Source organism: Klebsiella sp. CSG-1, from assembly GCF_056521145.1.
Map to the genome: position 1 here is coordinate 582,961 of NZ_JBWNLD010000003.1, position 13,832 is coordinate 596,792.

Below are 13,832 nucleotides of genomic sequence, written 5' to 3' on the forward strand. Positions count from 1 at the left end.
TTTTGGCTTTTAAAGTGACGAGAAAACCCGGTAATATGTATGAGATAAGCTATCCGTAGCGTTATCCCTAATTCTGGAGATTATTCCTTTGATCAACGTCCTTCTTGTTGATGACCACGAGCTAGTGCGCGCAGGGATACGACGCATTCTGGAAGATATAAAAGGGATTAAAGTTGTCGGTGAGTCCTGCTGCGGCGAGGATGCTGTGAAATGGTGTCGCGCCAATTCCGTTGATGTTGTTCTGATGGACATGAACATGCCTGGAATTGGTGGCCTGGAAGCCACGCGCAAGATTGCGCGTTCCATTGTCGATACCAAAGTGATTATGCTCACCGTGCATACCGAAAATCCGCTGCCGGCAAAAGTCATGCAGGCGGGTGCCGCAGGCTATCTGAGTAAAGGTGCTGCGCCGCAGGAAGTGGTGAATGCCATTCGCTGCGTGGCATCCGGCCAACGTTATATTGCTTCCGATATCGCCCAGCAAATGGCGCTTAGCCAGATTGAGCCGGAAAAGACAGAATCGCCTTTTGCCAGTTTGTCTGAACGCGAATTGCAGATTATGCTGATGATCACCAGGGGTCAGAAGGTGAATGAGATCTCAGAGCAGTTAAATCTGAGTCCCAAAACCGTGAACAGCTATCGCTACCGGATGTTCAGTAAATTAAACATCCACGGTGACGTCGAGTTGACCCACCTGGCCATTCGTCATGGTTTGTGCAATGCGGAGTCGTTAGCAAGTCAGTGAGTGATGTTTTTGACGCAAAAGCTTTCCTGAAAACGGTAACCAGCCAGCCGGGCGTCTATCGCATGTATGATGCTGGCGGCACCGTCATCTATGTCGGCAAAGCAAAAGATCTGAAAAAAAGGCTGAGCAGCTATTTTCGGAGCAACCTGGCTTCGCGTAAAACCGAAGCGCTGGTGGCACTGATTGCGCAAATCGACGTGACCGTAACCCATACGGAAACAGAAGCGTTGCTGCTGGAGCACAACTACATCAAGCTGTATCAGCCACGCTATAACGTGCTGCTGCGCGACGACAAATCCTACCCCTTCATTTTCCTGAGCGGCGATACCCATCCACGCCTGGCAATGCACCGCGGTGCGAAACACGCCAGGGGCGAGTATTTCGGTCCTTTCCCGAATGGTTATGCGGTTCGCGAGACGCTTGCACTGCTACAAAAAATTTTCCCTGTGCGTCAGTGCGAGAACAGCGTGTACCGTAACCGGTCGCGTCCGTGCCTGCAGTATCAGATTGGCCGCTGCCTTGGGCCCTGTGTGTCAGGCCTGGTGAGCGAAGAGGAGTACGCGCAGCAGGTTGAATATGTGCGTCTTTTCCTCGCGGGTAAAGATGATCAGGTGCTGACGCAGCTCATTGCCCGGATGGAGAAGGCCAGCCAGGCGCTGGAGTTTGAGGAAGCGGCGCGCATTCGCGATCAGATTCAGGCCGTACGCCGGGTGACCGAGAAACAGTTCGTCTCGAATACCGGGGATGACCTCGACGTTATCGGCGTCGCCTTTGATGCGGGTATGGCCTGCGTCCACGTTCTGTTTATTCGTCAGGGCAAGGTCCTCGGTAGTCGCAGCTATTTTCCGAAAGTGCCAGGCGGTACTGAGCTCGGCGAAGTGGTGGAGACGTTCGTCGGTCAGTTCTATCTGCAGGGCAGCCAGATGCGTACTCTGCCGGGAGAGATTCTGCTCGATTTTAATCTTGGCGATAAAACCTTGCTGGCGGATTCCCTCTCCGAACTGGCGGGGCGTCGGGTGAATGTTCAGACGAAACCACGCGGCGACCGCGCCCGCTATCTCAAGCTGGCGCGTACCAATGCGGCCACGGCCCTGACCACGAAGCTTTCCCAACAGTCGACGATCCATCAACGTCTGCAGGCCCTGGCTACCGTACTTAAACTGCCTGCCGTTAAACGTATGGAATGCTTTGATATCAGCCATACTATGGGTGAACAGACGGTGGCTTCCTGCGTAGTGTTCGACAGTAACGGGCCACTGCGCGCCGAGTATCGACGCTACAATATTACCGGCATTACGCCGGGCGATGATTATGCGGCGATGAACCAGGTTCTGCGTCGCCGCTACGGTAAGGCAATAGAAGAGAACAAGATTCCTGACGTTATCCTGATCGACGGCGGTAAAGGGCAGCTTGGGCAGGCGAAAAGCGTCTTTGCCGGGCTGGATGTGCCCTGGGACAAACAGCATCCTCTCTTATTGGGGGTGGCGAAAGGCAGCGATCGTAAAGCCGGGCTGGAAACGTTATTCTTCGAACCAGAAGGTGAGGGGTTTAACCTGCCGCCTGATTCGCCTGCGCTGCACGTTATTCAGCATATTCGCGATGAATCCCACGATCATGCCATTGCCGGGCATCGTAAAAAGCGGGCAAAAGTGAAAAGCACCAGTTCACTGGAGACTATCGAAGGGGTAGGGCCGAAACGCCGCCAGATGCTGCTGAAGTATATGGGCGGATTGCAAGGGTTACAGCAAGCCAGCGTCGAGGAGATAGCCAAAGTACCGGGTATATCTCACGGTCTGGCAGAAAAGATCTTCTACTCGTTGAAACATTAGGGGCTCTGTAGCAACATAGGGCTAATTTTTACTTCTAACAGATAGTTACCTGTCACTATGCAATTTAATATCCCTACATTGCTTACTCTGTTTCGCGTCATCCTGATACCGTTCTTTGTGCTGGCGTTTTATCTGCCTTTCGTCTGGGCTCCTTTTGCCTGCGCCCTGATCTTTTTTGTCGCTGCCGTTACCGACTGGTTTGATGGTTATCTGGCCCGCCGCTGGAATCAGAGCACCCGTTTTGGCGCTTTTCTTGACCCGGTGGCCGATAAAGTGATGGTGGCGATTGCGATGGTGCTGGTGGTTGAGCACTATCACACCTGGTGGGTAACCCTGCCGGCCGCGACCATGATTGCCCGTGAAATTATTATTTCTGCGCTGCGTGAGTGGATGGCCGAACTGGGTAAACGCAGCAGCGTGGCGGTCTCCTGGATCGGCAAAGTGAAAACAACCGCGCAGATGACGGCACTGGTGTGGATGCTGTGGCGACCAAACGCCTGGGTAGAGTGGGCCGGCATCGCCCTGTTCCTCGTGGCAGCGGTGCTGACGCTGTGGTCTATGCTGCAGTATCTGAACGCCGCGCGCGGAGATTTGCTTGATCAGTGATCGTTTCGCCGCAAATTTCAGCAAACGACACAAGGATTTAAAAAATATCGTTGACTCATTTCGCCAGGTAAGTAGAATGCAACGCATCGAACGGCAGCACAGCTTGCCAGACGATAACAAAATCAAGTGATTAGCAAATTTGCTTGATAATGCGGGAATAGCTCAGTTGGTAGAGCACGACCTTGCCAAGGTCGGGGTCGCGAGTTCGAGTCTCGTTTCCCGCTCCAGATTAAAAACATCGGCAGATGCGGGTGTTTAAGTATTAAGGCGCGTTAGCAAAGCGGTTATGTAGCGGATTGCAAATCCGTCTAGTCCGGTTCGACTCCGGAACGCGCCTCCAATTTACATCCCGAGCCCGGATGGTGGAATCGGTAGACACAAGGGATTTAAAATCCCTCGGCCATAGGCTGTACGAGTTCAAGTCTCGTTCCGGGTACCATTGGGATTATTGAATAAAATCAATGATAAGCAGTGTCGTGAAACCACCTACGGGTGGTTTTTTCATTTCTGAAATTTCCGTTTCCGAAGATGCGTCCGAAGATGTTTTTTCCGCGAACGCATAGCCATTCATTTTTTCTGACCGCCGACAACTGGCACAATTTTAGTTTTCCTGTCGTAAATCGCCGTTTGTCTTGAGTTCTTATGTCCTGAAATAGCCTGTTTCTCCTCGAGGCTTCCTTCCAGATCAGAGACGCCTTTCGCCTTCAGGTCGTGGAAAGTGAAGTCTATCTGCAGGTGTGGGTTCTTTTCCTGCGCTGCAATTTTCGCGTCGCGCCAGCGGGAGTTAAAACCGTCTCGGGTGTATTTGCTGCCACTGGTCTGGTGAATGACAAACAGGCTACGGATGCCAGGCTTTAACGGCAGGGAGCGGGCGAGGGCGACCGCAGCGCGCAGACGTGGCGACCATGCCTTGATTTGCTTAACGCCTGTTTTACCCTGGCGGATAAAGATCCCGGTATCGCGCAGCTGATCTTCTGTTAAAGACAGCACATCGCTTTGTCTGGCCAAACACAAATAAGCGATTTCCATAGTGGCGCGCACAACGTCCGGGGCTGCGTCATAAACCGCCTTGTACTCCTCGTCTGTGATATAACGCTCGCGGGAAACCTCTTTAAATTGCTTAACCCCCTGGCAGGGATTGCGCTGAACGTAACCGCGCTCATACCCCCAGCGGAAAACCCGGGAAAGAAAACTCTTTTCCCGGTTGGCCTGGGTGCGACTGGAAAGCCCACGCTGATCCATGTACCGGCGAATGTGCTCTGGTTTAATCTTGTCCGGATCCACCTTCCCGAATACCGGTAAAACTTTACTCGAATATTTCGTGTAGTCTTTTCTGGTTTCAGCCGCCAAATCCATAAAATCAGGGGAGCGCATAAACTGATCGGCAAGAGCCTGAAAGGTTCTCCTCTCTTTTTCTTCACCCACCGCTTTTTCATAGGCCAGCCAAACAGATGATTGCGGCTCAGTCAGCGCGCAAAGCCGTATAGCTTTGTTATCCTTATTCCTGAATTCATATGCCGCTTTACCACGATAAACGCGGGGCGGCATCCAGTTATCGGCAGGGTTTTTACGCTTTCCGGCCATTAAAGACAGCTCCGAAGTCTGGTTCTTCATCCTCTCGCAACGGATCTCCCTGCTGGTTGCGGTATTTAATCGGGTTCAAAAAATGGCCCCACGTTGTTTTTGGGTGGCCGTCTGCTCGTTCAATGAAGAAGATCCCAGCCCGGCGCAGCGCTTCACATTGCTTTGATTTAAGTGGGGTCCCCGTCAGTTCGATCATTTCCTCGCGGGTGATGATGTCGTGATCGTGTCTCATGGTCTTTCCTCAGCATGCGGGCTATAGCGTTATCTGCCTGTTCGCAAGCGCGTTGAATATCCGACTGGGTCAGGGTCCGTTTTCTAACGCTGGCTGATAGCCTGCCAATTTTGATATCGAAATCTGAAAGTAAAACTGCACCTGGTTGCCATCGCAGCATTGTGGTCTCCGTTGATAAGGTGGACCACAATGCTAACGACAGTTGCGGGTTATTTCTGATTAGGCTTAATCAGGTTTTTTTTGTTGAGAAATGCACCTTTCTCCCGGGTGATCTTCACGTTCTGGGGGAAGTGCATGCCTAGTTCGCTGCGCGCGAACGCCTCGATGATGGCATTGGTGCCGTCTGGTAAAACGACATGCACCGCATCGCCTTGCTTCAGGGAGAGTTTCAGCATATCAGCGCACCTGCAATGAACGTTCGCCGATCTCCAGGTGGGCGCCCGGTACCGGATTTAACAGCTCTGCCGGCACCTCTCCACCTTCGGCGGTGATTTGTGCGGCAGCCGCTTCCGCTGACTCGATAGCCTCCTTGATGGCCTTTTTATCTGGCGCGATGACAACCTGCGTGGTCACCAGTTCATCAGGCAGCAGATCGGTATTATCGATCACAACGCTGACGCTTCCTTTCCTGGCAGTGAACGTGTTTTTAGCCGTTTTCATCTTATCCAGCCCGGCTGCCAGCAGGCAGGACAGAATATACTTGCGCAGTGCTTTATCCTTATTCTCAAAGGATTTCTTACGCTCGGCCAGGCGTTTCATTTCGTCGTCGCAGGTACTGGCGTTGCCCATGTTATTGCGCGCGATGACCATGACAGCATCCAGTTTATCGGCCAGCGCGCCTTCAAGACCCTCCAGCGTATCGGCGATCATTTCCGGAGTCAGGTCATCGGAGGTTTCCAGCAGCTGCAGCAGGTTCTGGTAGTCGGCAGCGATAGCAATAGCAGTAGTGGAAGTCATTATGCTTTCTCCTCGGATTTATTCAGTTCGGCGATACGTGCATTTTTGATATCAGTCAGGCGGCGCAGGCGGGTACTCAGGTGGCGTGAGCGCTGAGTGTCGCCTTTTGATTCTGCATCCTTGCGGTGGATCTCCAGCTCGCGGGCGATTGGGGCAAACACCTTGTTAACTTCATTGGCCGATACGCCGGTGGACAGCGTGTTAGCAACGCGGGAAAGTTTGTCGTCGAACTCCTGCCGCAACCGCGCGGCATCTTCGGCGGTTTCACTGGCGTTCTTGAGGTCGAACTCCGCTTTGTTTTTCTGGCGATACTCTGGGTTGTCATAGAGACCCATAAAGATATCGCCGCTAAAGCCGAGGCCGGATAATGCTTTTTTAGTTGCATCGGTGAGGGATTTTTTAGCGGCTTCGCCGTCGCAGATCGGGCCGTATTTGCTGCCGTAAATGTAGGGGGTGCAGCCGTAGGCGTATTCTTCTCCGCGAACACCGTTTACCAGATACCAAAGCCGAATTTTAATTACGTGATGTTTTTCAGTGAGGAAACCGCCATTACCATCTGAGATCAGTTCCCATGTATTGTTACCGTCAGTTCCTTTTACCGTCCGTGTAATTGGCGCTCCATCGTCAAAGCGTTCTTCCAGTATATCGACGCCCCAGCCGCTTCCTTTCAGGCCGAACTCACGGGTAGCCAGCATCGTAAGATACGTGCCGTTGATTGAGGTGCCACCGCCGTTTTGCGTGAATGCTTTGGTAAAGCGCTCATCGGTTTTGAAGACGCGTTTCCACAGCGCCAGGTTGTCCTGTTCGGTTCCAGGACTACCGACTGAACGCACGACTTCTTCAGCGCTCGGCATGGTTTCTTTCTGGTCTATTTGCTCAACCAGTTTCTCCACATCATCAGCAATTCTTTGCGCTTTGACGCTCAGTTTTTCCTCGGGGTCGCTGGCGTTGTCTTTGTCGGACGCATAAACGCCATAACCCATATCGTTAAGCGTCTCACGCGCCTGCTTCGCCTGGGTGTCGGTTACAACTGGCGGCGCTACTTCCGCTTTTTCGCCTTCATTTGAGGCGGGTTCCTGCGCCAGACCCTCGACAGAAAACATGCCGTCTGCGACCTTTTTAACCTGGACGTCAGGAGCTTTTGTTTTGCTGTTCTCGCTTTCTTCAAAGCGGCCGTTTGCCTCCAGCCATGAAACAATATGGCGGCGCAGGCTCTCGGGAAAATGGTGGGTATCATTCGCTGGTGCATTCTGTACAACACCGAAGATACTGGCGCGATCGTATTTGAGTATCTCCGGAGTGGTGCGCAGTTGTGCCGACCACCGTTTAAAATCCTCTCGATCATCGGCAATAATCTTTTCTGCATCACGGAGGTTGCCAGACAATACAGGCGCGGTAGGTGAAACAGGGAGCAGGGCGACGGCAATCTCCTGATCCAGCGTCGCGTAGGTATGTTTGTAGCCGCGCTGAGGTGCAACGGTAAAGCTGCCGGCATCATCGCCTGAATTGTTAGCGCCGAGTGAAGATGATTTATTACCGGTCGCGAGAATTTCATCGCGCTTACCCGGATTTTCAAGCCAGCGTTTTACAAACTGAGAAATAGCCGCTTTGCCCGGAGTCTGGTTTTCAAAGTGTGAAAATATGCCCTGAATCAGGTTATTCAGCCCTTCAACGTGCATGTGTTTAACCGGCTCATTGTTGTGCAGGGCACAAAGCACATTGAAATTAAAACGATCATCCTCTTCCATGGGTTCGTCGTGGTTATCCAGGTCATCAAGATAATCTACAACCTGCGAATAAAGATGGCCGTTCATCTCTGCATTACTGAAGAGTAATACAGCAGCAAAACGCTCCCTGGGGGATACTGTCATCAGATCAATAATGTCATCGCCAGCAGGTAAGTCCGACGTTCCGGTGCCCTGGCTGTTAACCACCCATTTTTCACCGTCGAAGGTGTTTTCCTGGGCGAACTGCTCATCGAACTGACCGATAGCGGGGCGTGGCTGACCTACAGAGTCTTCCCATATTTTGGGTTTGAAATAGTTATCGCCGTTTGCCGGGTAAAACTCCCATAGCTTGCCGACCATAATACTTTCGGCAACCTTCTTGTTTGGTGCATCAATAGCGATGGCCAGCGGCACGGCGCCGCTGTCTTTGATGGCTGATTTTTTCGGCTCAAACAGGCCGTGATAGATGGTCATTGGTCTTTCCTCGTTCGTAACTAATTCGCTGGTTAGGCGTCTTGTTTAATTTCAGGGAGCAGTCCAGCGATCACGCGTTCTGCCGTTTTTTTGCTTCTTCCAACTGCTCTAGTTCGCTTTCGAGATGAACCTTTTGGCTTTCTGCCAGTTCTTTAATTTCTGATGAATCGACCTTGAGATAGCTCTCGCCTTTTCCACCTTCCGCTAAAATCCCGGAGGAGCGGCATTCGTTACTGCAAATATTGATAATTCTGTTTGCGCGATCTAAGCGGTCTTTAATTTCGCTAATTCTTTCAAGCAATTTTCTAATATCCATGGTCTTTCCTCTTGGTTGCAGGCGCAGGTCACGCGCCAGTTAATTAAAACGGTACGTCGCTTTCTTCAATCGGAGAGTGGTCGATGCACAGCAGCTGCTGGATCTGGTCTTCAATAACGCTTAACTGTTTGTTGGCGTCAGCAGAGATTTGCTCCTTCTTCGCGCGAAGGGCATTAACCTGCATCCCGATAATGTCGACAGGCTCCAAAGCAGGAATCGCAACCTCAACCGTTTTGGTAGAAACAAGCACGTACAGATCAGGGTATTGCTGTGACATGTCACAGGTGAATGAGTGATAAGACGTCGGCAGATATGGGTTGGTTGTTGCGAGAACGTAGATAGTTACGGGAATGGTAAGCGCTTCCATAGCGACTCCTTGATGATATATACTCAGAGCCGATCGGCGACTCTGTCGTTGGTCTTTCCTCGCTATAGGATTGGTCCCCTGTAGCACTCCGGGCAGTTTGGTCACTGCCCCGGGTAAATTAGCCCACTTCGGTGGGCTTTTTTACGCCTGAAGATTGCCGGTCTTTCCCGGCTGTCAGGGCTGGTCAGGCCCGTTGGTCTTTCCTCGTTACTGGGTGCATGCCTTAAAAAAATGCCCGGGGCGCCCGGGCCAAGACTACACACAGCAATTTGCATTCGTTGCGGTCTTTCCCGCATGTCATCGTACTGTCGGCGACCCGAAGAATTCGTGCCCGTCTTTCCGGACTGTCAGAACTGTTTCTGAACAACTGCCGCGTGGTTAGTGCGTCGTTGATGTGAGATAAATTAGCCATGACTAACATTATAGTCAAGATTAAAATAAGTCATAACTAACAAAAAACTTAGAATAAACGATAACTGATTGAGTTATAACTTAAATTATTTTTTGAGTGTTTTTCGGGTGGTCAGAAGCTCTTCGAATAATTTGTTGAAACCATCTACCTTTTCACGCAATTCATTCAAATGGCGTTCTTTCTCTGATGCTGGTAGCTGATCAAATAATTCTAAAAGCTCCTGCTGATGGGACGTTAGTTCAAGTGGCAGATCTTCTGCTGAGGCGGGGATTTGATCATCATCCCCGAAAAGAATCCAGGTAGGAGAGCACCGCAACACTTTGCTAAGCCTGAAAAGATTTTTTCCCGTGGGTTCACTATCATCTCTTTCCCATTGAGAAACGGAGACGTGGGAAATCTGCAGCGCCTGTGCTAAAGAGCGCTGCGTAAAATTCATTTCTTTTCTGCGGTTGCGGATCCGCGTTCCTGGGGATTCTATCGTCATAGTTAGCTAATACTAAATTCTCTTGACTTAGTTTGCATTAACTCCTAATTTGTTAGTTATGACTTACAAAAGAGGAGGCTTAAATGTATAAATCTGACGCAATTAAATACTTTGGCAGTTTAACCAAGTTGGCGACAGCCGCTGGAGTGCGGTTGCCATCTGCCAGTGCTTGGGGAGACATCATCCCAGAGCGTAGAGCAGCCAGACTGGATCGTATTACAAAAGGGGAATTGAAATATGACCCCACTCTGTACGACTCCGTCCGTTCAAAGCAAAGCTAACAACTAGCGTGATCAAAATCTGATTACGCTTAATCAATTTTCAGCGACAGGAGACGCGTAGTGGAAAACCTCGAGGAACTGAAACGAGAGATCTTCAACTGGGCAGCAGAAAGCGGGCAGGAATTAGTAGCCATCGAGATCAGCCGAATGTGGTTTCGTCTCGGTGGCAATACCGGCGCGCTGAAGCTGCACCAGATTGAAGACGCAGCGGGAAACGCCGACTGGCGGGCTATCAACAACAATCGGCAACAGATCTTTCGCTGGCTGCGTGGCGAGACGAAAGCGGCCAGAACTAAAACCCAGACGCTGGCGAAAGCGATGGAATCGGCACTGCCAGCAGAACGCTACGCGCGCCTTGACATGTCAACCCAGTATTTAATTTGCGTCGCCATACGCGAATTTGCGGCGGCCATTATCGCGTTATTGCTCGAGGCCAGAGACGGCCCTCAGCAAGTCGCGAAGGCATTGCAAGCGATGCGAGAAACACAGCGCCTGACCAGCGTTTAACCTGTACCGAGGAAAGACCAATGAGAACACAAGACCGCATCACCTGGCGGAACGGGTTTCGCCGGAACGGGGTACAAGTCCCGATGGAAGATATCGAATCGATTTTCGAAGAGCGTCGCGCTACTGCGCTGACAATCTGGGAACGCTATGAACTGCGCAAGGCAGACCTGCAGGAAGCGGGACTCACCCAGAAAGAATACGAAATCGCCTGCCGTCAGCTGGCTGACTCGCTGGGGATATGACTATGAGTATGACGCTTATGGCCAAAGCAATGGCAATCAAGACCGGAAATCCGATTCGAAAACTGGTGCTGATCAAACTGGCTGATAACGCCAATGACTCCGGCGAATGCTGGCCGTCTTACAAACATATTGCGGATCACTGCGAGTGCAGCAAAAGCGCGGTGCGTGACCATATCGATGCGTTAATTTCTATGGGCCTGCTAGTGAAAGAAAACCGCCCGGGCGTAAAAAACGGGAAGGGTAACGCGTCGAATTTGTACTGTATGAAACTTGATAACCCTATGCCGCCAGAAAGCATAGCCCCTATACCGTCAAAAAGCACAGGTATGCCGCCAGAAAGCATAGCCCCTATGCCGTGTGGCGGCACCAGAATCAGTCACTCTTTTGAACCAGTCAAAGAACCTATAGATCCCCCTAACCCCCAGATGGGGGAGGGCGAGGAAAAAATTAATTCTGATGCTAAAAAAGCGCTGGAATTTTACAACGAGAAAACTGGTACCCGCTGTCGTGACCTAAAACCATTTGTGATGATGCTGACAGCGACCACCACCCGTGACGGGTACACGCTGGCAGAACTGCAGTTGGTTATCCGCTGGGTGCTGGCCACATGGCGCCGCCGTGGCGATAGCCTGCCGAAGCCAGCGAACATCTGCCGGGTTAACCGCTTTGATGGGTATCTCGCTGACGCTGAAGCCTGGGCAGTTACCGAGGCGGATATTGATCCTGATGCTGTCATGAACGGCTACAACGAGATTTTCGCCGACGCTCTGCCTGTCGCAGAACTGGATGCCGACCGGCGCCGGATGATCACCCGCCTGGCTGCCCACATGAAAAATAAAACTACCGGGGCATTCCTGGGTTACTTCGAAAAATTCCGCGCTGATGCTCCTGATTTTTATTTCGGTACCGATGGCGGCTGGCGCGCCAGCTTTGACTACCTGATGAAACCAGAAACGCTGCGCAAAACTCGCGAGGGCGCATTATGAGTCCTCAGGAACTGGAAGCGTGTGTGCTGGCCGGCCTGCTGAACGGTGGCGCCACTCCGGACGCATTCGACGTAATCGCTTCGACGCCTGAAGAATCATTCAGTATCGGGTTCCACCGTCGTGCATTTTCCGAAATTAAAAAACAGGCTCTGGCGAATGGTCTGATCGACATGCTGTTTGTCAGTGAGGCGCTGGGCGGTAGTAGCCTGGCGGATTTATCAGAAATTACGCGCATGCCTGCCACGGTATCGAACCTGAAGGGTTACGCCGGGAAAATGGTGAAGGCATGGCGCAGCCGCCGTATGGCTGAATTGCTGCAACAGGGTGCTGACGGTATCCGCCAGGCTAACAACCAGGAACAGCGCGATCAGGTTGTCGAAAGTGCGGTGGCGCAGCTGCTGGACATGACTGGTGATACTGGTGACGTGCAGCCGGTTCACATCAGCGATTTGCTTCCGACTTATATGGAGACGGTACAAAAGCGCATGGACGGCGAAGCCGGCTCCCGTAACCTGAAGACGGGGATCGACGATCTGGACGATGCCACCGGCGGTATTAACCTGCAGGATTTGATTGTTGTCGCTGGCCGCCCGGGGATGGGTAAAACCGAATTTGCGTTGAAACTTGTCGATGGCGTGACCGCTGCCGGCGGCGGGGCGCTGATATTCAGTATGGAAATGGCTGCTGCGCAAATCGTAGAACGCTCTCTGGCTGGCTCTGGCAACATGTCAGTATCACGCCTGCGTAACCCCCTCGACATGCAGGACGAGGACTGGGCGCGCTTTACAGCGGCCATGGAGACCATGAACGGGCGCGATATCTGGATCGTTGACGCTACCGATCTGACGATTGAGCAAATCCGCGCCGTTGCAGAGACACATAAGCGCCGATATCCGCATCTGGCGATGATTGTTGTCGATTACCTCGGACTGATTAAAAAACCGAAAGCCGAACGTAACGATCTGGCGATCGCGCATATATCCCGAAATCTTAAAACCATGGCTATGCGGCTGCATACGCCGACCTTTGCACTCAGCCAGCTTTCGCGCGCGGTGGATTCCCGTCCGGCGGGCCAGCGTCGTCCGGTTATGTCAGATCTCCGCGATTCAGGCTCAATCGAGCAGGACGCCGACAGCATCATGTTTCTGTACCGCGATGAAGTCTACAACCCGGAAAGCCCGGCAGCGGGTATTGCCGAAATTATCCTGGGGAAAAGCCGCTTCAGTGCCGCCGGCGCCGTTATCTACCAGGAGTTTAAAAACGGCCATTTCCTTCACGTCGATCAGCATGTCGGCAAAGAGAAAACACGCATTCAACTGGAGGAAGCAAAACCACGAAAACAACCGCGTAAATATTCAGAGAAGTACAACACCGATGCATTTTAACTGCGCCTGACCAGCGCGATTTAACCGAGGAAAGACCAATGACCACGAATTTAAATTACCCAAAACCAGTAAAACCGGATGATGGCTGCAACTGGCTCCCCGTTATTCTCTGGCGCATGAACGCCGGTGCGCGCGCCCGTAGCCGTTCTGTATTTGTCGCCGCCCCACGCCCGGTTCCCGTCCCTGGCATTACACCGAAACTGGCGAAGCCAGAAAAGGCTAAATCAGAAGCCACAAAATCGGCAGGGCGCCACGCCAAAACACATTCTGGCTCCGTGATTTTTCCTGCTGGTGAAAAGACTGTGCGATTGCACGAAACTGATGTCGCCTGGGTTGTCAGCCATCGCGAAACCTACGACAAAACCACGGGGATCCGCCGCGGTTCAGCTGGACACTGTAGCCTGAAGCTGGACAGCATCAAACCCCTGAAAAAATCCACCCAGGAAGTTTCCGCCCAGCAGCTCGTTGCGCTGATGAAAGGTAAGAAGCTGTCATATCAGGGCATTCTTTCAGCCATCAAAAAACATCACCCAGGCGCCGGGATCACATTACGCGATCTGCAAAAGCGTATTTCGACAATGCTCGCATCGAATCACGTCGGGATTATTCGACATGACGACATGCCAGTGCCGTATTTCACGCTGACCAGCGTCGATCCCCGCTATTACGCCAACTCAGAAAAAACGGGAGCTTAGGGC

17 protein-coding genes and 3 tRNA genes are annotated in these 13,832 nt (G+C 52.0%); 12 read left to right on the forward strand and 8 right to left on the reverse strand.

Annotated elements, in window-relative coordinates; all coding sequences use genetic code 11:
- Window positions 1-88 precede the first annotated feature (88 nt).
- The 6 genes from uvrY to AC007G_RS10765 all read left to right on the forward strand — a co-directional run bounded on the left by uvrY (window position 89) and on the right by AC007G_RS10765 (window position 3,619).
- The gene (gene uvrY, locus AC007G_RS10740; protein ID WP_032686893.1) at window positions 89-745 is read left to right on the forward strand and encodes a UvrY/SirA/GacA family response regulator transcription factor; all 657 of its coding nucleotides are present in this window, start codon (window positions 89-91) and stop codon (window positions 743-745) included.
- Window positions 742-2,574 carry an excinuclease ABC subunit UvrC gene (gene uvrC / locus AC007G_RS10745; protein ID WP_004864146.1) on the forward strand — a complete coding sequence of 611 codons (1,833 nt, stop codon included), beginning with the start codon at window positions 742-744 and terminating at the stop codon, window positions 2,572-2,574. The genes uvrY and uvrC overlap by 4 nt, the downstream gene beginning before the upstream one ends.
- Window positions 2,575-2,631: 57 nt before the next feature.
- Entirely contained in the window at window positions 2,632-3,180 is a 549-nt protein-coding gene (gene pgsA, locus AC007G_RS10750) for a CDP-diacylglycerol--glycerol-3-phosphate 3-phosphatidyltransferase (RefSeq protein WP_004864143.1), read from the forward strand.
- A gap of 151 nt (window positions 3,181-3,331) precedes the next feature.
- Window positions 3,332-3,407: transfer RNA gene (locus AC007G_RS10755), tRNA-Gly, on the forward strand.
- Window positions 3,408-3,446: 39 nt separating this feature from the next.
- Window positions 3,447-3,520, forward strand: a tRNA-Cys gene (locus tag AC007G_RS10760).
- 13 nt (window positions 3,521-3,533) lie between these two features.
- A tRNA-Leu gene (locus tag AC007G_RS10765) sits at window positions 3,534-3,619 on the forward strand.
- A 128-nt stretch (window positions 3,620-3,747) separates the two neighbouring features.
- On the opposite strand, the gene AC007G_RS10770 is transcribed toward AC007G_RS10765, so the two are convergent.
- The 8 genes from AC007G_RS10770 to AC007G_RS10805 all read right to left on the reverse strand — a co-directional run bounded on the left by AC007G_RS10770 (window position 3,748) and on the right by AC007G_RS10805 (window position 9,733).
- Window positions 3,748-4,764, reverse strand: a complete 1,017-nt coding sequence (locus AC007G_RS10770) for a tyrosine-type recombinase/integrase (protein WP_479466598.1) — start codon at window positions 4,762-4,764, stop codon at window positions 3,748-3,750.
- A complete protein-coding gene (locus tag AC007G_RS10775) occupies window positions 4,748-4,996 on the reverse strand; it encodes a DUF4224 domain-containing protein (RefSeq protein WP_213900925.1) in 249 nt (82 codons plus the stop codon). The genes AC007G_RS10770 and AC007G_RS10775 overlap by 17 nt, the downstream gene beginning before the upstream one ends.
- A 209-nt stretch (window positions 4,997-5,205) precedes the next feature.
- Window positions 5,206-5,391: a hypothetical protein gene (locus tag AC007G_RS10780; RefSeq protein WP_213900923.1), complete on the reverse strand. Its 186-nt coding sequence runs from the start codon at window positions 5,389-5,391 to the stop codon at window positions 5,206-5,208.
- A 1-nt stretch (window position 5,392) separates the two neighbouring features.
- Window positions 5,393-5,953, reverse strand: a complete 561-nt coding sequence (locus tag AC007G_RS10785) for a siphovirus Gp157 family protein (protein WP_118859963.1) — start codon at window positions 5,951-5,953, stop codon at window positions 5,393-5,395.
- Window positions 5,953-8,154 carry a hypothetical protein gene (locus AC007G_RS10790; protein ID WP_479466587.1) on the reverse strand — a complete coding sequence of 734 codons (2,202 nt, stop codon included), beginning with the start codon at window positions 8,152-8,154 and terminating at the stop codon, window positions 5,953-5,955. The genes AC007G_RS10785 and AC007G_RS10790 overlap by 1 nt, the downstream gene beginning before the upstream one ends.
- Window positions 8,155-8,224: 70 nt before the next feature.
- On the reverse strand, window positions 8,225-8,470 hold the full coding sequence (locus AC007G_RS10795; protein WP_479466588.1) for a hypothetical protein: 246 nt from the start codon (window positions 8,468-8,470) through the stop codon (window positions 8,225-8,227).
- Between the two features lie 43 nt (window positions 8,471-8,513).
- Window positions 8,514-8,837 carry a hypothetical protein gene (locus AC007G_RS10800; protein WP_240790571.1) on the reverse strand — a complete coding sequence of 108 codons (324 nt, stop codon included), beginning with the start codon at window positions 8,835-8,837 and terminating at the stop codon, window positions 8,514-8,516.
- A 497-nt stretch (window positions 8,838-9,334) separates the two neighbouring features.
- The gene (locus AC007G_RS10805; RefSeq protein ID WP_136894757.1) at window positions 9,335-9,733 is read right to left on the reverse strand and encodes a helix-turn-helix domain-containing protein; all 399 of its coding nucleotides are present in this window, start codon (window positions 9,731-9,733) and stop codon (window positions 9,335-9,337) included.
- Window positions 9,734-9,816: 83 nt separating this feature from the next.
- Between AC007G_RS10805 and AC007G_RS10810 the strand changes: the two genes are divergently transcribed.
- The 6 genes from AC007G_RS10810 to AC007G_RS10835 are packed head-to-tail and all read left to right on the forward strand — an operon-like array spanning window position 9,817 to window position 13,829.
- Window positions 9,817-10,014, forward strand: a complete 198-nt coding sequence (locus AC007G_RS10810; protein ID WP_136894759.1) for a Cro/CI family transcriptional regulator — start codon at window positions 9,817-9,819, stop codon at window positions 10,012-10,014.
- Between the two features lie 60 nt (window positions 10,015-10,074).
- Window positions 10,075-10,521, forward strand: a complete 447-nt coding sequence (locus AC007G_RS10815; protein ID WP_099144225.1) for a toxin YdaT family protein — start codon at window positions 10,075-10,077, stop codon at window positions 10,519-10,521.
- A 20-nt stretch (window positions 10,522-10,541) separates the two neighbouring features.
- On the forward strand, window positions 10,542-10,763 hold the full coding sequence (locus AC007G_RS10820; protein ID WP_041165549.1) for a hypothetical protein: 222 nt from the start codon (window positions 10,542-10,544) through the stop codon (window positions 10,761-10,763).
- A 2-nt stretch (window positions 10,764-10,765) separates the two neighbouring features.
- Entirely contained in the window at window positions 10,766-11,749 is a 984-nt protein-coding gene (locus tag AC007G_RS10825) for a helix-turn-helix domain-containing protein (RefSeq protein WP_185762451.1), read from the forward strand.
- Entirely contained in the window at window positions 11,746-13,134 is a 1,389-nt protein-coding gene (locus AC007G_RS10830; RefSeq protein WP_479466589.1) for a replicative DNA helicase, read from the forward strand. The genes AC007G_RS10825 and AC007G_RS10830 overlap by 4 nt, the downstream gene beginning before the upstream one ends.
- Before the next feature lie 38 nt (window positions 13,135-13,172).
- On the forward strand, window positions 13,173-13,829 hold the full coding sequence (locus AC007G_RS10835) for a hypothetical protein (protein ID WP_479466590.1): 657 nt from the start codon (window positions 13,173-13,175) through the stop codon (window positions 13,827-13,829).
- Window positions 13,830-13,832: the final 3 nt, after the last annotated feature.

Coding starts and splice junctions, on each gene's coding strand:
- AC007G_RS10790 (WP_479466587.1), bottom strand. CDS start 8,154: ATGACCATCTATCACGGCCTGTTTGAGCCGAAAAAATCAGCCATCAAA.
- AC007G_RS10795 (WP_479466588.1), bottom strand. CDS start 8,470: ATGGATATTAGAAAATTGCTTGAAAGAATTAGCGAAATTAAAGACCGC.
- AC007G_RS10825 (WP_185762451.1), top strand. CDS start 10,766: ATGAGTATGACGCTTATGGCCAAAGCAATGGCAATCAAGACCGGAAAT.
- AC007G_RS10830 (WP_479466589.1), top strand. CDS start 11,746: ATGAGTCCTCAGGAACTGGAAGCGTGTGTGCTGGCCGGCCTGCTGAAC.
- AC007G_RS10835 (WP_479466590.1), top strand. CDS start 13,173: ATGACCACGAATTTAAATTACCCAAAACCAGTAAAACCGGATGATGGC.
- AC007G_RS10805 (WP_136894757.1), bottom strand. CDS start 9,733: ATGACGATAGAATCCCCAGGAACGCGGATCCGCAACCGCAGAAAAGAA.
- AC007G_RS10820 (WP_041165549.1), top strand. CDS start 10,542: ATGAGAACACAAGACCGCATCACCTGGCGGAACGGGTTTCGCCGGAAC.
- AC007G_RS10775 (WP_213900925.1), bottom strand. CDS start 4,996: ATGAGACACGATCACGACATCATCACCCGCGAGGAAATGATCGAACTG.
- AC007G_RS10785 (WP_118859963.1), bottom strand. CDS start 5,953: ATGACTTCCACTACTGCTATTGCTATCGCTGCCGACTACCAGAACCTG.
- pgsA (WP_004864143.1), top strand. CDS start 2,632: ATGCAATTTAATATCCCTACATTGCTTACTCTGTTTCGCGTCATCCTG.
- AC007G_RS10810 (WP_136894759.1), top strand. CDS start 9,817: ATGTATAAATCTGACGCAATTAAATACTTTGGCAGTTTAACCAAGTTG.
- AC007G_RS10800 (WP_240790571.1), bottom strand. CDS start 8,837: ATGGAAGCGCTTACCATTCCCGTAACTATCTACGTTCTCGCAACAACC.
- AC007G_RS10780 (WP_213900923.1), bottom strand. CDS start 5,391: ATGCTGAAACTCTCCCTGAAGCAAGGCGATGCGGTGCATGTCGTTTTA.
- AC007G_RS10770 (WP_479466598.1), bottom strand. CDS start 4,764: ATGGCCGGAAAGCGTAAAAACCCTGCCGATAACTGGATGCCGCCCCGC.